At 67.9% G+C, this 13,458-nt stretch carries 13 protein-coding genes; 1 reads left to right on the top strand and 12 read right to left on the bottom strand.

Annotated features, from left to right (window positions below; all coding sequences use genetic code 11):
• From BW991_RS13660 to BW991_RS13645, 4 genes are read right to left on the bottom strand one after another with little or no spacing between them, the layout of a single operon-like run.
• A complete protein-coding gene (locus BW991_RS13660) occupies positions 1–333 on the bottom strand; it encodes a hypothetical protein (protein ID WP_139335937.1) in 333 nt (110 codons plus the stop codon).
• Positions 330–1,460 (bottom strand): hypothetical protein, encoded by a 1,131-nt coding sequence (locus BW991_RS13655; RefSeq protein WP_076602657.1) that lies wholly within the window; start codon positions 1,458–1,460, stop codon positions 330–332. The genes BW991_RS13660 and BW991_RS13655 overlap by 4 nt, the downstream gene beginning before the upstream one ends.
• 15 nt (positions 1,461–1,475) lie before the next feature.
• Positions 1,476–4,991 (bottom strand): hypothetical protein, encoded by a 3,516-nt coding sequence (locus BW991_RS13650; RefSeq protein ID WP_076602656.1) that lies wholly within the window; start codon positions 4,989–4,991, stop codon positions 1,476–1,478.
• 6 nt (positions 4,992–4,997) lie between these two features.
• A complete protein-coding gene (locus tag BW991_RS13645; protein ID WP_076602655.1) occupies positions 4,998–5,402 on the bottom strand; it encodes a hypothetical protein in 405 nt (134 codons plus the stop codon).
• 128 nt (positions 5,403–5,530) lie between these two features.
• On the opposite strand from BW991_RS13645, the gene BW991_RS13640 reads away from it, so the two are divergent.
• Positions 5,531–5,842, top strand: coding sequence for a hypothetical protein (locus BW991_RS13640; protein WP_076602654.1), 312 nt, complete (start codon positions 5,531–5,533; stop codon positions 5,840–5,842).
• Positions 5,843–5,853: 11 nt separating this feature from the next.
• On the opposite strand, the gene BW991_RS13635 is transcribed toward BW991_RS13640, so the two are convergent.
• From BW991_RS13635 to BW991_RS13600, 8 genes are all read right to left on the bottom strand, one after another.
• Positions 5,854–9,327 carry a tape measure protein gene (locus BW991_RS13635; protein ID WP_076602653.1) on the bottom strand — a complete coding sequence of 1,158 codons (3,474 nt, stop codon included), beginning with the start codon at positions 9,325–9,327 and terminating at the stop codon, positions 5,854–5,856.
• Positions 9,328–9,475: 148 nt separating this feature from the next.
• Positions 9,476–10,243: a phage tail tube protein gene (locus BW991_RS13630; protein ID WP_076602652.1), complete on the bottom strand. Its 768-nt coding sequence runs from the start codon at positions 10,241–10,243 to the stop codon at positions 9,476–9,478.
• Between the two features lie 16 nt (positions 10,244–10,259).
• Positions 10,260–10,712 (bottom strand): phage tail terminator protein, encoded by a 453-nt coding sequence (locus tag BW991_RS13625; protein WP_076602651.1) that lies wholly within the window; start codon positions 10,710–10,712, stop codon positions 10,260–10,262.
• Positions 10,709–11,131, bottom strand: a complete 423-nt coding sequence (locus BW991_RS13620; protein WP_076602650.1) for a gp436 family protein — start codon at positions 11,129–11,131, stop codon at positions 10,709–10,711. Before BW991_RS13620 ends, BW991_RS13625 begins: the two co-directional genes overlap by 4 nt.
• A 3-nt stretch (positions 11,132–11,134) precedes the next feature.
• Positions 11,135–11,407, bottom strand: a complete 273-nt coding sequence (locus BW991_RS13615) for a hypothetical protein (RefSeq protein ID WP_212566897.1) — start codon at positions 11,405–11,407, stop codon at positions 11,135–11,137.
• A 34-nt stretch (positions 11,408–11,441) separates the two neighbouring features.
• The gene (locus BW991_RS13610) at positions 11,442–11,993 is read right to left on the bottom strand and encodes a hypothetical protein (RefSeq protein WP_076602649.1); all 552 of its coding nucleotides are present in this window, start codon (positions 11,991–11,993) and stop codon (positions 11,442–11,444) included.
• Between the two features lie 6 nt (positions 11,994–11,999).
• The gene (locus BW991_RS13605) at positions 12,000–13,016 is read right to left on the bottom strand and encodes a Mu-like prophage major head subunit gpT family protein (protein ID WP_212566896.1); all 1,017 of its coding nucleotides are present in this window, start codon (positions 13,014–13,016) and stop codon (positions 12,000–12,002) included.
• A gap of 28 nt (positions 13,017–13,044) precedes the next feature.
• Positions 13,045–13,452 (bottom strand): hypothetical protein, encoded by a 408-nt coding sequence (locus tag BW991_RS13600; RefSeq protein ID WP_076602648.1) that lies wholly within the window; start codon positions 13,450–13,452, stop codon positions 13,045–13,047.
• Positions 13,453–13,458: the final 6 nt, after the last annotated feature.

The raw sequence follows: 13,458 nt of genomic DNA, 5'->3' as shown, positions 1-13,458 counted from the left end.
TCAGATAACGTCCGGCATGGGGGTTGGAATAAGCCCGACCTTTGCGGCGGGGTCATTGACGCCGGTGTGGTCATACGCGAGTACGGCGAACTTGGCCGCCGCGTTGATATAGTCGAACCGCCACGCGCCGGTGACGGGATCGGACCACGCACTGCGGGCGATTCGACCGGGGAATGCCAGCTCGGCACGAGCGCTTATCTGCATAATCAGATGCACGCGCCGACTCACGGGCGCGTCTGGCGTACCCACTACCTTGGTCGTCCCCTCAAGGAATCCTCGACCGCCGGCGACAGCATCGGTCACCACCAGACGGCGCAGAATTTTTCCGCTCATCTCCACGGCCCCGTCGTGTCAATTGCGAAGGCGTAGTTCGATCCGGCGTAGGACGTTCTTTGAATGACGAACCGCCGACCGGGCATTCCTGAAACGCTTGGCTCCGCGCTTCCGTCCGTCAGTTGTGCGGCAGGGTGGATCGGTGCATAAAGCCCAGGCAGCACGCCGCGGAGCACAGCGCCGGACTCCCATACCTCGATGGGCGTGGCATACAACAGCCCGCTGCCGGGGGCGGGATAGTCGAGCCCGGCATAACCCGCGCCCGCCGAGCTATTCGGGTGCCCGAACTTCCGCGCCTGAATGGCCCCAGCCGCCTGTGTCCAGGCTCTGGGCATGAAATGACCACTAGTCGCGCCAAACAGGGGCAGTAGCCCCATATTTGAAACTGTCGCGGAGGCGCCGCACGTCAGCAGTACCGCGGCCTCGTCCGTTGGAAATTCGCGAATCAAGTCGCCGAACCACGCGGTGATCCAGTTCGTGCCGTCATACTGTACGGAAATCTCGAATCCCAGCGCATCGGCCCGAATACGCCACGCACGCACCGTCGCGCCGGACACGCTGCTCTTGCCCCAATATCCGCCGCCGGCCTGCTGTACCTCGGTGGGAAACGGCCCGGTTCCGCTATCCACATCCGACATCGTTTCGTAGCCGATCACGCGCGCATAGGTGGCAGCCGAATCGTCGAGGCGCAGAAGCTTCCCGGTTGCCGTTACATCCCCCGACTTGAATGCCGCCTTGTTTGTCGCAGAAAAGGCCTGGACCCAGCCCGCCGGGGCGCGCAGCGCGGTCATCGTGCCGGTAGCGCTCCCGTCCGGCATGCTGCCGACGTCGAACGTGACGGTCGTTGCGGCGCCTGAACTCAGACGCCAATCGCCATTGAGCGCCGACAGCGCACCGGTCGCCCCGGCGATGCGGATCACGTCGTTTGCGGCGAATGGGTTACCCGCGCTGATCGTCGCCGTGGCGATGCCGCCCGAGACTGAGATGCTATTGACCGACCGGGTGTCGAATCCGTCCACCAAACACGCCTTCAGCAGCGCGACCAGTGAGCCGGCTGTACCGGGTAGTTGCGGACCATTGGGCATGGTGCTGTTGTACGAGCGCACCGCGTTATTGATGATTGCCATTGCTGCAGGCCTCCCTTACGGCCGATCGATGTTGCCGAGCGCGTAAATCTCGCACCCGTCGGCGCCAGTACCGGCGGGCATGTCGGATTGCTGGATCGAGCGCGCGAGCCACATGTCGGCGAGCGCGCCCACGGTGTTGATGCGCACGACGTTGCCGGCGCTCCAGCCGCCGCCGTTGGCAGCGACGGGGATGGTGAGATAGGGCACCCCGCCCGAGCCGTCCGTGTTGCGGGTGCGCGGGTTGATCGGGGCGATGTTCGCAGTGAATGCCCCGCTATAGACGAGGCCGCGCGTCTCGCCGATGAGCTCCACGTTCGTGGTGCTGGTCCAGCGCAGCAGCCAGCGCTCGGTCTCGGCACCATCGTTCGTGACGGTGATGGGGTGCGCGATGGTGTCGAGCGTCGCCGTCGCCGCCGAGCCGACGATGTTATCGACCCAGGTGTTGTCCCACGTCGCCTGGTCCCACACGGCCGACACGCGGGCGCGGCGGTCGCCGTGGATGAGGCACGAGGCGACGAGCGTGCCTTCGACCGGATAGTTGTGCGTGAGCGCACGGGCGAGCGTGAGTTGCCCGCTGATCTGGGCGTCCGTGATCTGGCGCAGGTCGCCGACGGTGTGGCGTACCGTCACGGGCATGACGATGCCGGTGACGTCGGTGAACGTAACGACGCCGGTGTCGCGGTCGAGCGTGTAGCCGGCAGTGACGGTCGCGCCATTGGCGTCGATGACGCGAACCCAGGCGATACGGGTGCGGCCGCAGGCGATGGTGCCGCCGTTGGCGACGGTGGCCGGCGCGGTGTCGGCGATGTTCATCACCATAACGACATCGCCGGGGCGATAGATCGGCACCCGGCCATCAGGCGGCAGGCGCACGGGGTCGATGCCCAGAATGTCCGCGTTGAGCGGAAGATAGGTGTAGCCGACGGCGTTGTAGCGGATCGACGCGGGGATCACGTCGCGCGGCGCCCAGACGCTCGCCACCAGCTCGCCGAACTCGAGCCAGGCCGTGCCGAACTCGTAATTGACCGCGCCGCGCACCAGGGCGCCGGCGATGTTGCCGTCGCTGTCGGAGGTGGCGGAGATCAGCGTGCCGTCGGCGGCCGTGGCCGTGATGCTGACGCTGGTCGGCTTCAGCGGGGCGATGGGGGCGCGGAACGAGGCTGCGACGGTGGTGAAATCGCCGTACTGGGTCAGGCAGCTGAGCACCTGCAGGCCGAGCGCGGTGTTGTTCGTCCAGCTGGTGACCTTCACGCGGCCGGTCGAGTAGTCGATGCTGCCAGCAGCGAGGCCGGAGCCGGTCGTGACGCTGGGGTCCTTGTACAGCACGCCGCCGCGGTCGACGTAGATGCTGCCGGCGAGCAGCAGCATCACCGACGAGGCGACGGTGGCGTCTCCCACCGTGGTCGTCAGGTCCAGATCGAGGCCGGCGGAGCTCAGCGCCACCGTCTCGCCCGTGATGGCGTTGGGGTCGTAGGCCGTGGTGTCGCGCTCCACCGCGATCGACGACACGCCCGCGAGGGACGCCGACTCGACCGGCCCTTCCCACGACTTCACGTTCTCGGTCCACATCATGACCATCACCGACAGCGAAGCCGTGAGGGTGACGACGCCGGTTGCCGCGTCGAAGGTGCCGATCGGCTGCTCTGACCAGGACACGCGGTAGGTCTGCAGCGTTGCGCCGCCGGCTTTCACGCGCAGCTGCCCGCCGGTGGTGATGAACGCGGACGCGGATACGTTGCCCTTGCTCGTCACCACGTTGAACAGCATCGTGCCGCCATTGCGGAACGGCGCCGTGCCGGGAATCGTGAATTGGCTGCCGGAGATGGTGGCGGTGGTGCCGCTCATCAGCCCCGTGCCATTTCGCCAGGTGTAGGCGTTCGTCACGCTCGCGCCCGAGTCCGGCGGCGCCGTGAATTCCAGCGCGACCGCCCCCGTTGCGTAGTCGATCGTTCCCGTGACGCCCGTGCCGCTGATCGAGGCGTTGGCCGAGGCGTCGGTGGCGTTGCGCGACACCCCGCCGACGGGATAGCTCGCGGTGTAGCTGCCGGGCACCACCGGATGCTGGGCCAGCGTGAATTCGAGCCGCAGCGTCGCGGCGGCGTCTTCGGTTGCCCCCGCCCGCACCACGTAATGGACAGGCGAGCCCCACGTGTACAGGATCTGCGAGCCGGCATCCGGCAGGGCGCCGAGCGTGATGGAAACGGCGCCCGTCACATAGCTGATGGTGCCCGCACCATAGGAGGCCTCGGCACCGACGATCCCGCCCGCGCCGTCGTCCGTGAGCAGATACCAATTGCCCTGCGCCATGTACGCGATCTGCAGCGAGCCCGGCGCGGGGATGGGCGCGAGCGTCAGCACCCAGTTGAGCGCGCGGTTCTCGACCGTGACCGACTGCGTGCGCGTGTGCGCCTGGTTGGCCGCTGCCACCCCCGGGCGATAGGTGATGTTCGCGGTGCCCGAGGCGGCCGGGGCGTTGCTCGAGAAGATGATCTCGCCCGTGGCATGGCTGATGGTGCCGATGATCGTCGTGCCCGACAGGACATTGCCCGCGCGATCGTCGGTCACCGTCACGGCGCCCACCATCACCGATACGGTGCCCGGCATCGCCCCACCCCGCAGCACGAGACGCAGTCCCGGGCCGATGGCGGCGCCGGCCGCGGTATAGGAGAGATCCGCCGCGGACGACGCGATCATCGGCGCCACCCCGTCGGCCAGCGTGCGCGACACGAGCGGGGTTTCCGTCTGGGCGCTGGGCACCAACTGCGCGAACATCGACGCAGCGCGCACCTGCAGGTCGCCGATCGCCGCCGCGAGCTGCAGCGGCTGCGCGCCGTAGTAGCGCGTCGCGTCGGCGACCGAGGTGTCGCGGATACGTGCCTTGCCGGTGTAGGAGTACGCGGATTCAACCCGCGCGATCGAATGGCCATTGAAGTTGTAGCGCAGCGCGTCGGAGATGGTCAGGGTGACGATCCAGCGCGTGTAATCGCCGATGCCATCGGTGAAGGTCGCCTCGACAAACGACACCCCTGTAACGCGCACGTACTGCTCTTTCTCGGTGGCGAGGCCCTCGTCCTGGACGATGCACAGGGTTTTGCCGATGGCGGGCAGCTGCGAGCCGATGCGCTGAATCAGCGAGATCGTCTGCATGCCGCTGATGTGGTTTTCGTTCAGGTAACCGGGCCACGTCGTGCCCTTGAAGAGATACGCCTGCACGCGGCTGGCCGCCTCGGTGCGGGTGTCGAACGGGTCGTTCGTCGTGAACAGCGTGTAGCCGAGGGCGGGGTCGGTCGGCAGCGCGGTGATGACGGTTTTCGCGCCGGCGTAGAGGCTCGTGCCGAGCTCGCGGATCGCGATGAAGATTTTCCGGAGGTTGAACCGGCCATAGGCGCGGTCGAGGTCGCTGATGTCCTCGAACACGTTGTTCATGGCGCCGTCGACGATGACGGCGCCCGTCGCCGCGCCGCCGCCTTCGGGGACGTCGGCCATCACCTGCGATTGCACGAAGACGATGTTTTGTTCTTGGATTGCCATCTGGCGTTACTCAGTAACAGTCATGAATCGAAGCGTCGCCAGCACCCAATCAGCAGGCACCGGATCGGCGTAATGGACGAGTGGGCGGGCCTCGAAGGGGCCGCCGTCGTGGTGGCGGAAGACGACCAGGTAGGCGGTGCCGCGCAGCGTGAGCGTCAGGCGCAGGTCGGGCGTGTCGGCCCAGGCCTGCAGCTGCGCCATGTCGGCGCGGGTCATCCAGGCGCTCGAGTCGTCCTCGTTGCGCAACGTGATCGGACGGCCGGCTTGGCGCAGGGCGGCCTGGATGATCGGCTTGCCGGTGAGGCCGCGCGTGAAACTCTGTTCGGTCGCGGCCCAGGCGAATTCGTCGTCCCAGAGGAGATCGGGGTCGAGGGCGAGCGCGATGGCGCCGGCGGTCAGGGTGATGGTCATGCTCCCCCCCGGCATGCTCCGCCCGCCATTCTCAGCGTCATAATGCCCACCACCATCCGAAGAGCGAGCCGCAGACCATGCCGAGCGCAAACATCAGCAGGAAGAGCAGCAACTGGAAATCGACGTACTTGCGCATACTGACCTCCGGGCCAGCGGGACCTGAAGATTGGAGCTCCGCCGCGAAGCTGATCGAGTCCGGCTATGCGGACGGGAAATACGCGCGCGATAAAGCGCGCGACACCTACGGCGAGGTGAAAAAACTCATCGAATTCAGTGTGAATATCCGCGGCCAGCTGTTTGCCGATGAGCTTGCCGAGCAGCTGCACCGCACCTCGTGGCGTTACCGCCTGATGCAGGCCTGCCTGGCGCTGCTCGGGTACGGCATGGGCTTCGCGAGTGGCCTGGGCGTGGAACTGGCGAAGCAGGCGGTGGGCGGATAACCGGGTGATGGTCATGAGGATCTCGACATCGCGGATTCGAACTCGCGCAGCAGGCCGGTGAGCGCCTGGGCGTCATTGGCAGAGACGACGTCGACGCGCTTCTTGGTGCCGTCCGGCATCGCGATCTCCACTCGCACCGTCGAGGACGGCACCGGGGCAGCCGACGCAGCAGGAGCCGGCTGCGCCTGGCGGGAAGACTCGGCCTGCTTCCGGGCCTGCTCCTCCGCTGCGCGCGCACGGGCTTCGGCCAGGCGGGCGCGCTCCAGCTCAGATAGCCGCGAGAGCGCGCGCTGCAGATCTGCCGCGGCCGACTGGTCGCCGGACGCACGCGCTTCGGCGAGCTGCCCCTCGATTTCAGCGCGGCGCGATGCGGCGCGGCGGCGTTCGATGTCTTCGTAGCGGCCGTTGATCTGGTCGAGTTCGTCACTGATGCTGTCGAGCGTCGAGCGGGCGGAGTCCTCGATGCTGCGCAGCTGGCTGCGCACGGACTCTAGCGCCGAGCGCAAGCCGGAAAGCTCTTGAGAGCCCAGTTCCTTGGCGCGGGACACCAGCCCGGCGAGGCGGCGCTCCTGGCTCGCCAGCGACAGATTGCCCTCGTCGACGCGGTCGTTGAACTTCTGGACCTCGATCGAGAACTCGATCTGCGCCGCTTTCGCGTCCAGGAGGCTGCGCCGCAGCTCGGTCATCGCGGCGACGCCCTTCCAGAAACCGGCGAAGCCCAGACCCGCAGCCATCTGGCTGTTGATGTTGTTGAGCCCCTCGAGGGCCGTCGTCACGTCGGCGGTTTCGGCGCGCACCGCCTCGAGCTCGGCCGTCAGGTCGCCCAGCGGGCCTTCCGTAACCAGCTCTTGAGCAGAGCGGCCGAGGCCGCGCACCCCGCTCTCGAACTCGTGAAACGAGTTGCTGGTCGCCTGGACTTTGCCGACCGCATCCGCGGCAGCGGGGGAGATTGCGCGGATCGCTTCGACGGCGGCCTGCCAGATCTTGCCCAGCCGCCCGCCCAGCGATTCCATGTCGTTGCCGAGCTGCTGCATGCCCTGGCCGGCTTGCTGTGCGCCGTCGGCCATTTTCTGGCCTCCGGCGCCTGCACCAGCTTGCGCGTTCATCAGGCGGATGGCCGCATCGGCTGCCGCGTTCAGCTGCGCGGCGAGTTCCGCAGTGATCTGACCTTCAATCTGTTTGGCGAGGGCGGACGCCTTGGCCGCTTCGAGTTCCGCGATCTTGGCCGGAGTGAGCTGGCCGGCGGCCTTGAGCTCCGCACGCCGGGCCTCCACCGCCTTGAGCTGCGCCGCGGCCTCCACCTGCAGCGAACGCGCGCGCAGCTGGGCGAGACTGGCTTCCTGGCGCTTGGCGTTGACCACCTGCCATGCGGCGTATTGTTCATTCCCCAGCGCCCGCGCAACTTGTTCGCTCGTGCGGATCTGCGCGAGCTTGAGCTGACCGAGGCGCTCTTCGACACCCAGCGCGGCCTGTTCCGCGCGAGACTGCGCCTCGATGTTCGCGATGGTGTCCGAGATCGCGTCGTTGTACAGGATCGCGGCACGCGTCGCTTCGGCTCGGGCGGCAGTAAGGGCAGCAGCGCCCGCGCCGTTCGCCGTCTCGGCGGCTTCGAGCGCCTGCACTGCCGCCGTAGCACGCTCCGCCGCCGCACGCAGCTCCTCCAGCCGCCCCGAGTTGTCCCGCACCGCGTCTGCCGTGGCCTGCCGTGCTGCCGCTTCGATCTGCGCAGACTGCGCCGCCGCGCGCGCCTTGTCCGCCTCTTCCTGTTGCAGCGCGAGCTTCTGCCGGATCTTCTCGATCAGGTCGCGCTTGGCCTCGGACTCCTTTCCGTCGGCGGCGGCCACCTGCTGCTTGGTCACCAGCTCCGCTTGCGAGGCCGAAAGCTGGGCCGCTTTCGCTTCGGCCACGCGGCGCGTCGCATCGGCCACAGCTGCGGCCCCTGCGGCTTCGGCCTGCCGCAGCTGCACCTCGTTACCGCTCGCCTGGGCGAACTGGATCGCCGCGGCGGCTTCCGCCTGGCGCGCTTCCAGGGCCTTTTCGGCCTGTTTCACGTAGGCATCGACGGAGGTCGTGACCTGCGCGTAGGCGTTGGCGACGGCGAGCCAACCGGGGTTTCCCGCCATGGCCTGGTCGGCGGCGCTTTTCGCGGCGCCGCCCGCGCCCGTCGACGCGTCTTGTACGCCCCGCAGACGGTCGCGCAGCGCGCCGAGATTGGCGCCGCTCTTCAGCGCCATCGCCGAGATTTCGTCGCCCAGCTGCGACCAGTTGCCGGAGGCGATCGCGCCGGCCAGCGCGCCCAGCGAGCCGCCCAGCAGCGACACCGCCTCGGAGAAGCCCAACACCACCAGGCCCGCGCCCTGCGTCCCCTTTTCGAGCAGCCACAGCGCGCCGGTCGTGCTCTTCATGACGGCGTCGGTCTGGCCGAGGCGGCCACCGGCTTCGGCGATCGCGCTGGTGAAGCGGTTCCAGGAAGCGGTGTAGCCCTCGGCACCGGCGGACGTGCCGTAAAGCTTTTGCAGCTCCGCCGCCATCCCCGGCAGGAGATCCTCGGCCAGCACCTGGCCGGACTCGACCATCTTGGTCAGCTCGGTGACGGTAACGCCCGCGCCGTTGGCCGCGGCCTGCATCGCCCCGGGCAGGCGCTCGGCGAGCTGCAGGCGCAGCTCTTCCATGCTCACCACGCCCTTGCTCACCATCTGCCCGACGGCGAACAGCGCCCCTTCGGTGTCGGCGCTGCTCTTACCCAGGCGCGACATTGCCCCGGCGATCGACTCGAAGACCTCTCGGCCCTTCTGCCCCTCGAGGGCGGTGCCCTTGGTCGAGGCCATGAAGTTGGCGTAGGCGCGTGATGCAGACGCCAGCTCCAGCCCCAGGCGCTGCGAGGCCTCGGTGATGTACCCCATCTCACGGGCGGCGGCTTGGCCGCTGCCCTGGATGGCTTCCAGCGTGCGGTTGATGCGATCGAACTCGACCGCCGCGCGCGCGAGGTGATCGACCGAGAAGGCCGTCGCGATCGCTACGCCGATCGGCCCCAGTTTGGTCAGCAGACCGCCCAGCCCGCCCGTCGCACGCCCCACGGACGCAGTGAAGGGATCGACGCTGCCGCTCATCTCGCGCTGTAGGTCGGCAATGCGTCCTTGTGCCTGGGCGAAGGCGCGATCGAAGTCTGCGGCGCTGACCTTGGCGTTACTGCCGAGGCGAATCAGATCCTGGTTGATCTGGTTGATCTCGCCCTGGATCGCGTCCGACGAGCGGATGCCGATACGGTCTAGCGCCGCAGCGGCTTGATCTGCAGCAGAGCCGAGCACCTTGAGCTGCGGCGCCGCGTTGGCCGCACCGCGCAATTCGGACGCCATTTCGCGAAGCTTCGGCCCCGCCTCGCCGCCTTCCGCGGCCAGCTTCTCCAGCTCGGACGCGAGCGCGGCAATCCCCTCCTTTCCGGAGGTCTCGGCGATGAGACGGAGTTTTGCGACGAGATCGGCCATGGCGCGGGGTCGGGTGGGGACCGGCCCATGTTCGCGCGCGCGCGTAATCCCCGGCAGGGGAAGCGCTTCCGGGGTTACGGGATCTCAGCGGGGAATTCAGGCGACAGGCTCAAGCCCCCGGGCGGGGGCTTTGGTCTGGCGCCTGGGGTCAGGTCAGCTCAGGGAAGCGCACCTCGAACGGGCTCGTCTTGCCGACCGGGGTCACCAGCTTGCCCTTCAGGGTGATGGAGCCGAAATCTTCGGCCTTGAAGTCGAACTCGCCTTCGGGCGCCAGGATCGCCTCGAAGACCTCGCATTCGGCATCCGAACCATCGACCAGGTTGCGGCCATCGAGCAGCAGGCGGCAACGCAGCTGCGCCTTGGTCGCGCCCTTCACGGTCGAGCCGGACACCGCGTTGTAGGTGCCCGACACCTTCAGGCTTGCCGCATCGGCGATCGTACCGGTGGCGAGCGGGCGAACCATGCCGAGGCGGTAGTTCACCTCGTAGTCCGTCCCCAGCGCGTACGTCGTGACCCCGTCGCTGCTCTTCACGGTAAAGGCCGCGGTGGCGAAGTTGCGCTTGCCGAGCGGGATCCAGTGGCCGAGCTTGGCCGTGATGACCTGGTCGGCGATCGAGCCGCTGCCCTGGGTGAGGCTGGCAAGCGTGCCCATGAAGGCGAGCTTGATGTTGTCGGCGTTCACCTCGTCGAGCACGACCTCGATCTCGGGCGACTTGAGCAGCGCCACCGAGGCGATGAGCTGCCCGCGCGTGCCGCGGCCGCGCGATTCCTTCTCCTTCAGCTCGGACTGGGCGCCGATCGCGAACTTCGACGATTCGCCCATCGGCTTCCAGCTGTTCCACCACGTCTGGGTGTCGTCGTCCCAGACGTCGAAGAGGACGTCGCCTTCGCCCAGAAATCCACGTGCAGTGCTCATTGTTTGGTACTCCTCTTCATTGCTTTTCGACCTGCACCGGCACCGTTGCCGTGAAGGTCAGGGGGAAATAGGCGAAACCGCCGGAAAACACGGGCCGCGGGCCGTTTGCGAGCTTCAGGGGGCGCATGCGATCGGCCGGGCGCCAGCCCATCAGCGCCGACAGCACCGGGCTGACGAGGGCCGCGGCCGAGGCGCGCAGCGCGGCCGGAGCGTCGCCGCGCTGGCCTGCTCCCTTGACCACCGCCACCACGATCCACGTTTGCTCCGTGGTCGCGGCGCGCCCGGTGTCGGTAGCCTCCAGGACGCGGTAACCGCCGTAGATCACGTGCAGGGCCGGGGCCACCTGGCTGCGCTCCTGCACGTCGGCGAGATCCTCGGCCGCGAGCACTGCGCGTGCTGCCGGCACGGTGGCCTTCAGCCGCTCGATGATGAGCGGCTCCAGCCCGAGGAAGTCGATCGGGGGAATCACTGCAGGCCCCCGCCGAACACCTTGCGCCCAGCCTGCACGACTTCAGCCAGCGCGGCCGTCGTCGTGCCATTGGCCGCAGCCGTGGCACCGGGCAGCAGCGCACGGCCCAGGGCCACGTCCTTCAGCCAGCGCAGGGCGTCGTCGTACCGGGCGCGCACCTCGTCGGTGACGCGGGTGCCATGAAGGCGATAGCGCGCGATGTCGCACGTCACCATCACCAGCAGGGCCGGCAGCGGAGACACCGGCAACGCGTAGCGCACGCCCAGGTACGTGTCGATCTCGCCCACCGCATCGGCGATCGCGCCGTCGGCCACCGCCGTGTCCACGACGCCCGCGGGCGGGTCGGCACGGTCGGTCAGGTCGATCAGCTCGGCTTCACCGAAGCGGGTGACCAGATCGGCGACGGTCGCGTAGGTCACGGCTTACTCGGCGCGGGTGAAGTCGGCGTAGTACTTGTCGCCGGTCTTGAACTGGCCGAACAGCGCCGGGTTGGCAACCGTGATACGGAAGTCCGCCTGCGGCGAGTACTTGGCGTAGGTGTTGTCCTCGTCGTCGCCGTTGGTGTCGGAATAGCCGTTGGTCCGGCAAACCGCGTGCATCACCACCGTTTCGCTGTACTTGGTCTTCACCCCGTCCAGTTCGGAAAAGTGCTCCTGGACAAAACTCACCTGCAGCTTTGCTCTCATCTCGGGCATTCTGGTTTCTCTTGTTGTGCCGAAACTTCCGGCGTTACTCGACAACCGGCAGCAGCCCGCCGGTAACGGCTGCCACGATCAGTTCGGGCTCATCGAGCAGGCGCAGGATATCGGCTTCCGTGAACTCGTCCGCATCCACCTCGACCGGCTCCGGCCCCCAGCGCCGGCCGCAGCGGCGGAAGCCCGCCGGCGAGCGCGAGGCGATGCGCAGGTGCGTCATCACAAAACCGCTCACCACGGTTCCCGGACCGGGCTCGCCGGCGATCTCCTCGACCGTGCCCTCGATCGCCCCCCGTCCCGCGGCTCTGGCAATCGCAAGCCAGTCCGGAGGATCTGTCTGCAACACCCCGGGGCGAAGTACGCCTTCCTGCGGGACCATCTCGCCCCCCAAGGGGAGACTGCTCCCCTCTCCGGTGACGTGCGTGGCGTCGAACTGGCTGGAGCCTTCCGGGGCGGCCGGAGCCGCCCCTTCGGCCACAACCGCGTTCTCTGCCTTCTCGGCTGCGGTTGTATTCGTGGTGCCGGGGCCCGCGCCCCCGGCTGCGCCCGGCCCGCTGAGTCGGCCGGCTTGGGTGCCCTTTGCCATGGGGGATTACTCCAGCCAGGGCGAGACGATGAGCTGGGCGGAACCGCGCCAGACGTTGGTCGCGCCGGCGGCGTCGGTTTCGGCGACGAGCAGCTTGCGCGCTTCGGCCTCGTTGCTCGGGCCGACGACCAGGTGCGTGCCATTCACGCCCAGCGGCGAGCCGTCCGGGCGGAACTGGCCGGCGAGCTTCACGCGGGCGGCTTCGTACGCGGCGGCATCCAGCGTCGCCTTGCTGCCGTAGGCCAGCTGGTGGAAGCCGAAGCCGGCGTTGTAGCGCGCGTCGGCCGAGTACAGGTAGGTGTTCTCCTTCTGCACCGACTCGTCATCGACCTTGGGCGGACGGAACGCGGGCTTGCGGCGGTCCTGGAAGATCAGCGGCTTCATGTAGGCGCGCGACAGGTCCATCAGGAACCACGGCGCGCCCGATCCGCCCCCGGTGTTGCTCCAGCTCGCCTCGGCACCGGCACGGGTGTAGCCGACGTGGTCGGTATCGAAGAAGTACTGGCCGTCGAAGCCCTTGGTCGCGAAGCCGGCGGCGAGCAGGCCCCACACCAGGTCATCCGGATGGCGCGCGACGATCTCGCCCTGCATCGCGAACAGGTTGCTGTAGATGCCGAGCTTGTCGTCTTCGATGTTGTCGCGGCTCACACCGATGGTGTGTTCCCACGTCTTGTTCTTGAGCTGGGCGGGCGAGCTTTCGAGGTTGTTGATGGTGCGCTGGCCGACCCATTCCCGCATGCCGGGGATGTCCTTCATCCAGCCGTAGTTCTCGGCGTCGGACGTGGACGGGATGACCATGGCCACCTGCTTGTAGGTAGAAGGCACGGACTCGAAGCCGCGCAGGAAGGCGGCGTTGAAGCCCTGTGCCAGCGAGGCGAGCGACGACGGCGTGATGAGCATGCCGCCGAAGCCCATCAGCGCGACACCTTCGGTGTGCGACGGCCCATAGCCGAACGCGAGTGCGAGGCCGACGACGGCCAGCGATACGGCCCACACGAAGGCCAGGCGAGGAATCGATTTCATAAGGAAGTACTCCTGGTGGGATGGGGCGTTACTGACCGAGGCCGATCTGCACCCACACGCCATCCGTATCGACGGCAACGATCTTGCCGGCGCGCGAGCGGGTGTTGGTGCCGTTGGTCTTGGCGACGGTGGCGTCGTCGACGATGTAGCAGTCGGCGCCGACGTCGGCTTGGGCGATCAGGTCGCCCGACGCGCTGTTGGCGAACTTGAAGGTGCCGCGGCGTACGCGCACCTTGGCGTCGCCTGCCGACACGGCGGTGGCGGATTCCTCCGCGCGGCCGATCGCGACGAGACCAGTTGCGGTGGCGCCGGGCGCGGCGTAGCCGGCCGACAGCGCGACCAGGGCGCCCTGGTGGATGGTGGTGGAAGCGGCGACGGGGAAGTCGAGCACATCGCCGGTGCGCGCGAGGGTGTTACGGGGGGCGGTCAATGCCATGTCGCG

Origin of the sequence: Aromatoleum tolulyticum, assembly GCF_900156155.1 — a bacterium.
Classification (GTDB): domain Bacteria; phylum Pseudomonadota; class Gammaproteobacteria; order Burkholderiales; family Rhodocyclaceae; genus Aromatoleum; species Aromatoleum tolulyticum.
This window is presented reverse-complemented; position numbering and strand designations above follow the sequence as displayed.

What these genes read in the sequence shown, in the direction of transcription:
- BW991_RS13660 (WP_139335937.1), bottom strand. Translation starts at nt 333, where the DNA reads ATGAGCGGAAAAATTCTGCGCCGTCTGGTGGTGACCGATGCTGTCGCC.
- BW991_RS13655 (WP_076602657.1), bottom strand. Translation starts at nt 1,460, where the DNA reads ATGGCAATCATCAATAACGCGGTGCGCTCGTACAACAGCACCATGCCC.
- BW991_RS13650 (WP_076602656.1), bottom strand. Translation starts at nt 4,991, where the DNA reads ATGGCAATCCAAGAACAAAACATCGTCTTCGTGCAATCGCAGGTGATG.
- BW991_RS13645 (WP_076602655.1), bottom strand. Translation starts at nt 5,402, where the DNA reads ATGACCATCACCCTGACCGCCGGCGCCATCGCGCTCGCCCTCGACCCC.
- BW991_RS13635 (WP_076602653.1), bottom strand. Translation starts at nt 9,327, where the DNA reads ATGGCCGATCTCGTCGCAAAACTCCGTCTCATCGCCGAGACCTCCGGA.
- BW991_RS13630 (WP_076602652.1), bottom strand. Translation starts at nt 10,243, where the DNA reads ATGAGCACTGCACGTGGATTTCTGGGCGAAGGCGACGTCCTCTTCGAC.
- BW991_RS13615 (WP_212566897.1), bottom strand. Translation starts at nt 11,407, where the DNA reads ATGCCCGAGATGAGAGCAAAGCTGCAGGTGAGTTTTGTCCAGGAGCAC.
- BW991_RS13610 (WP_076602649.1), bottom strand. Translation starts at nt 11,993, where the DNA reads ATGGCAAAGGGCACCCAAGCCGGCCGACTCAGCGGGCCGGGCGCAGCC.
- BW991_RS13605 (WP_212566896.1), bottom strand. Translation starts at nt 13,016, where the DNA reads ATGAAATCGATTCCTCGCCTGGCCTTCGTGTGGGCCGTATCGCTGGCC.
- BW991_RS13600 (WP_076602648.1), bottom strand. Translation starts at nt 13,452, where the DNA reads ATGGCATTGACCGCCCCCCGTAACACCCTCGCGCGCACCGGCGATGTG.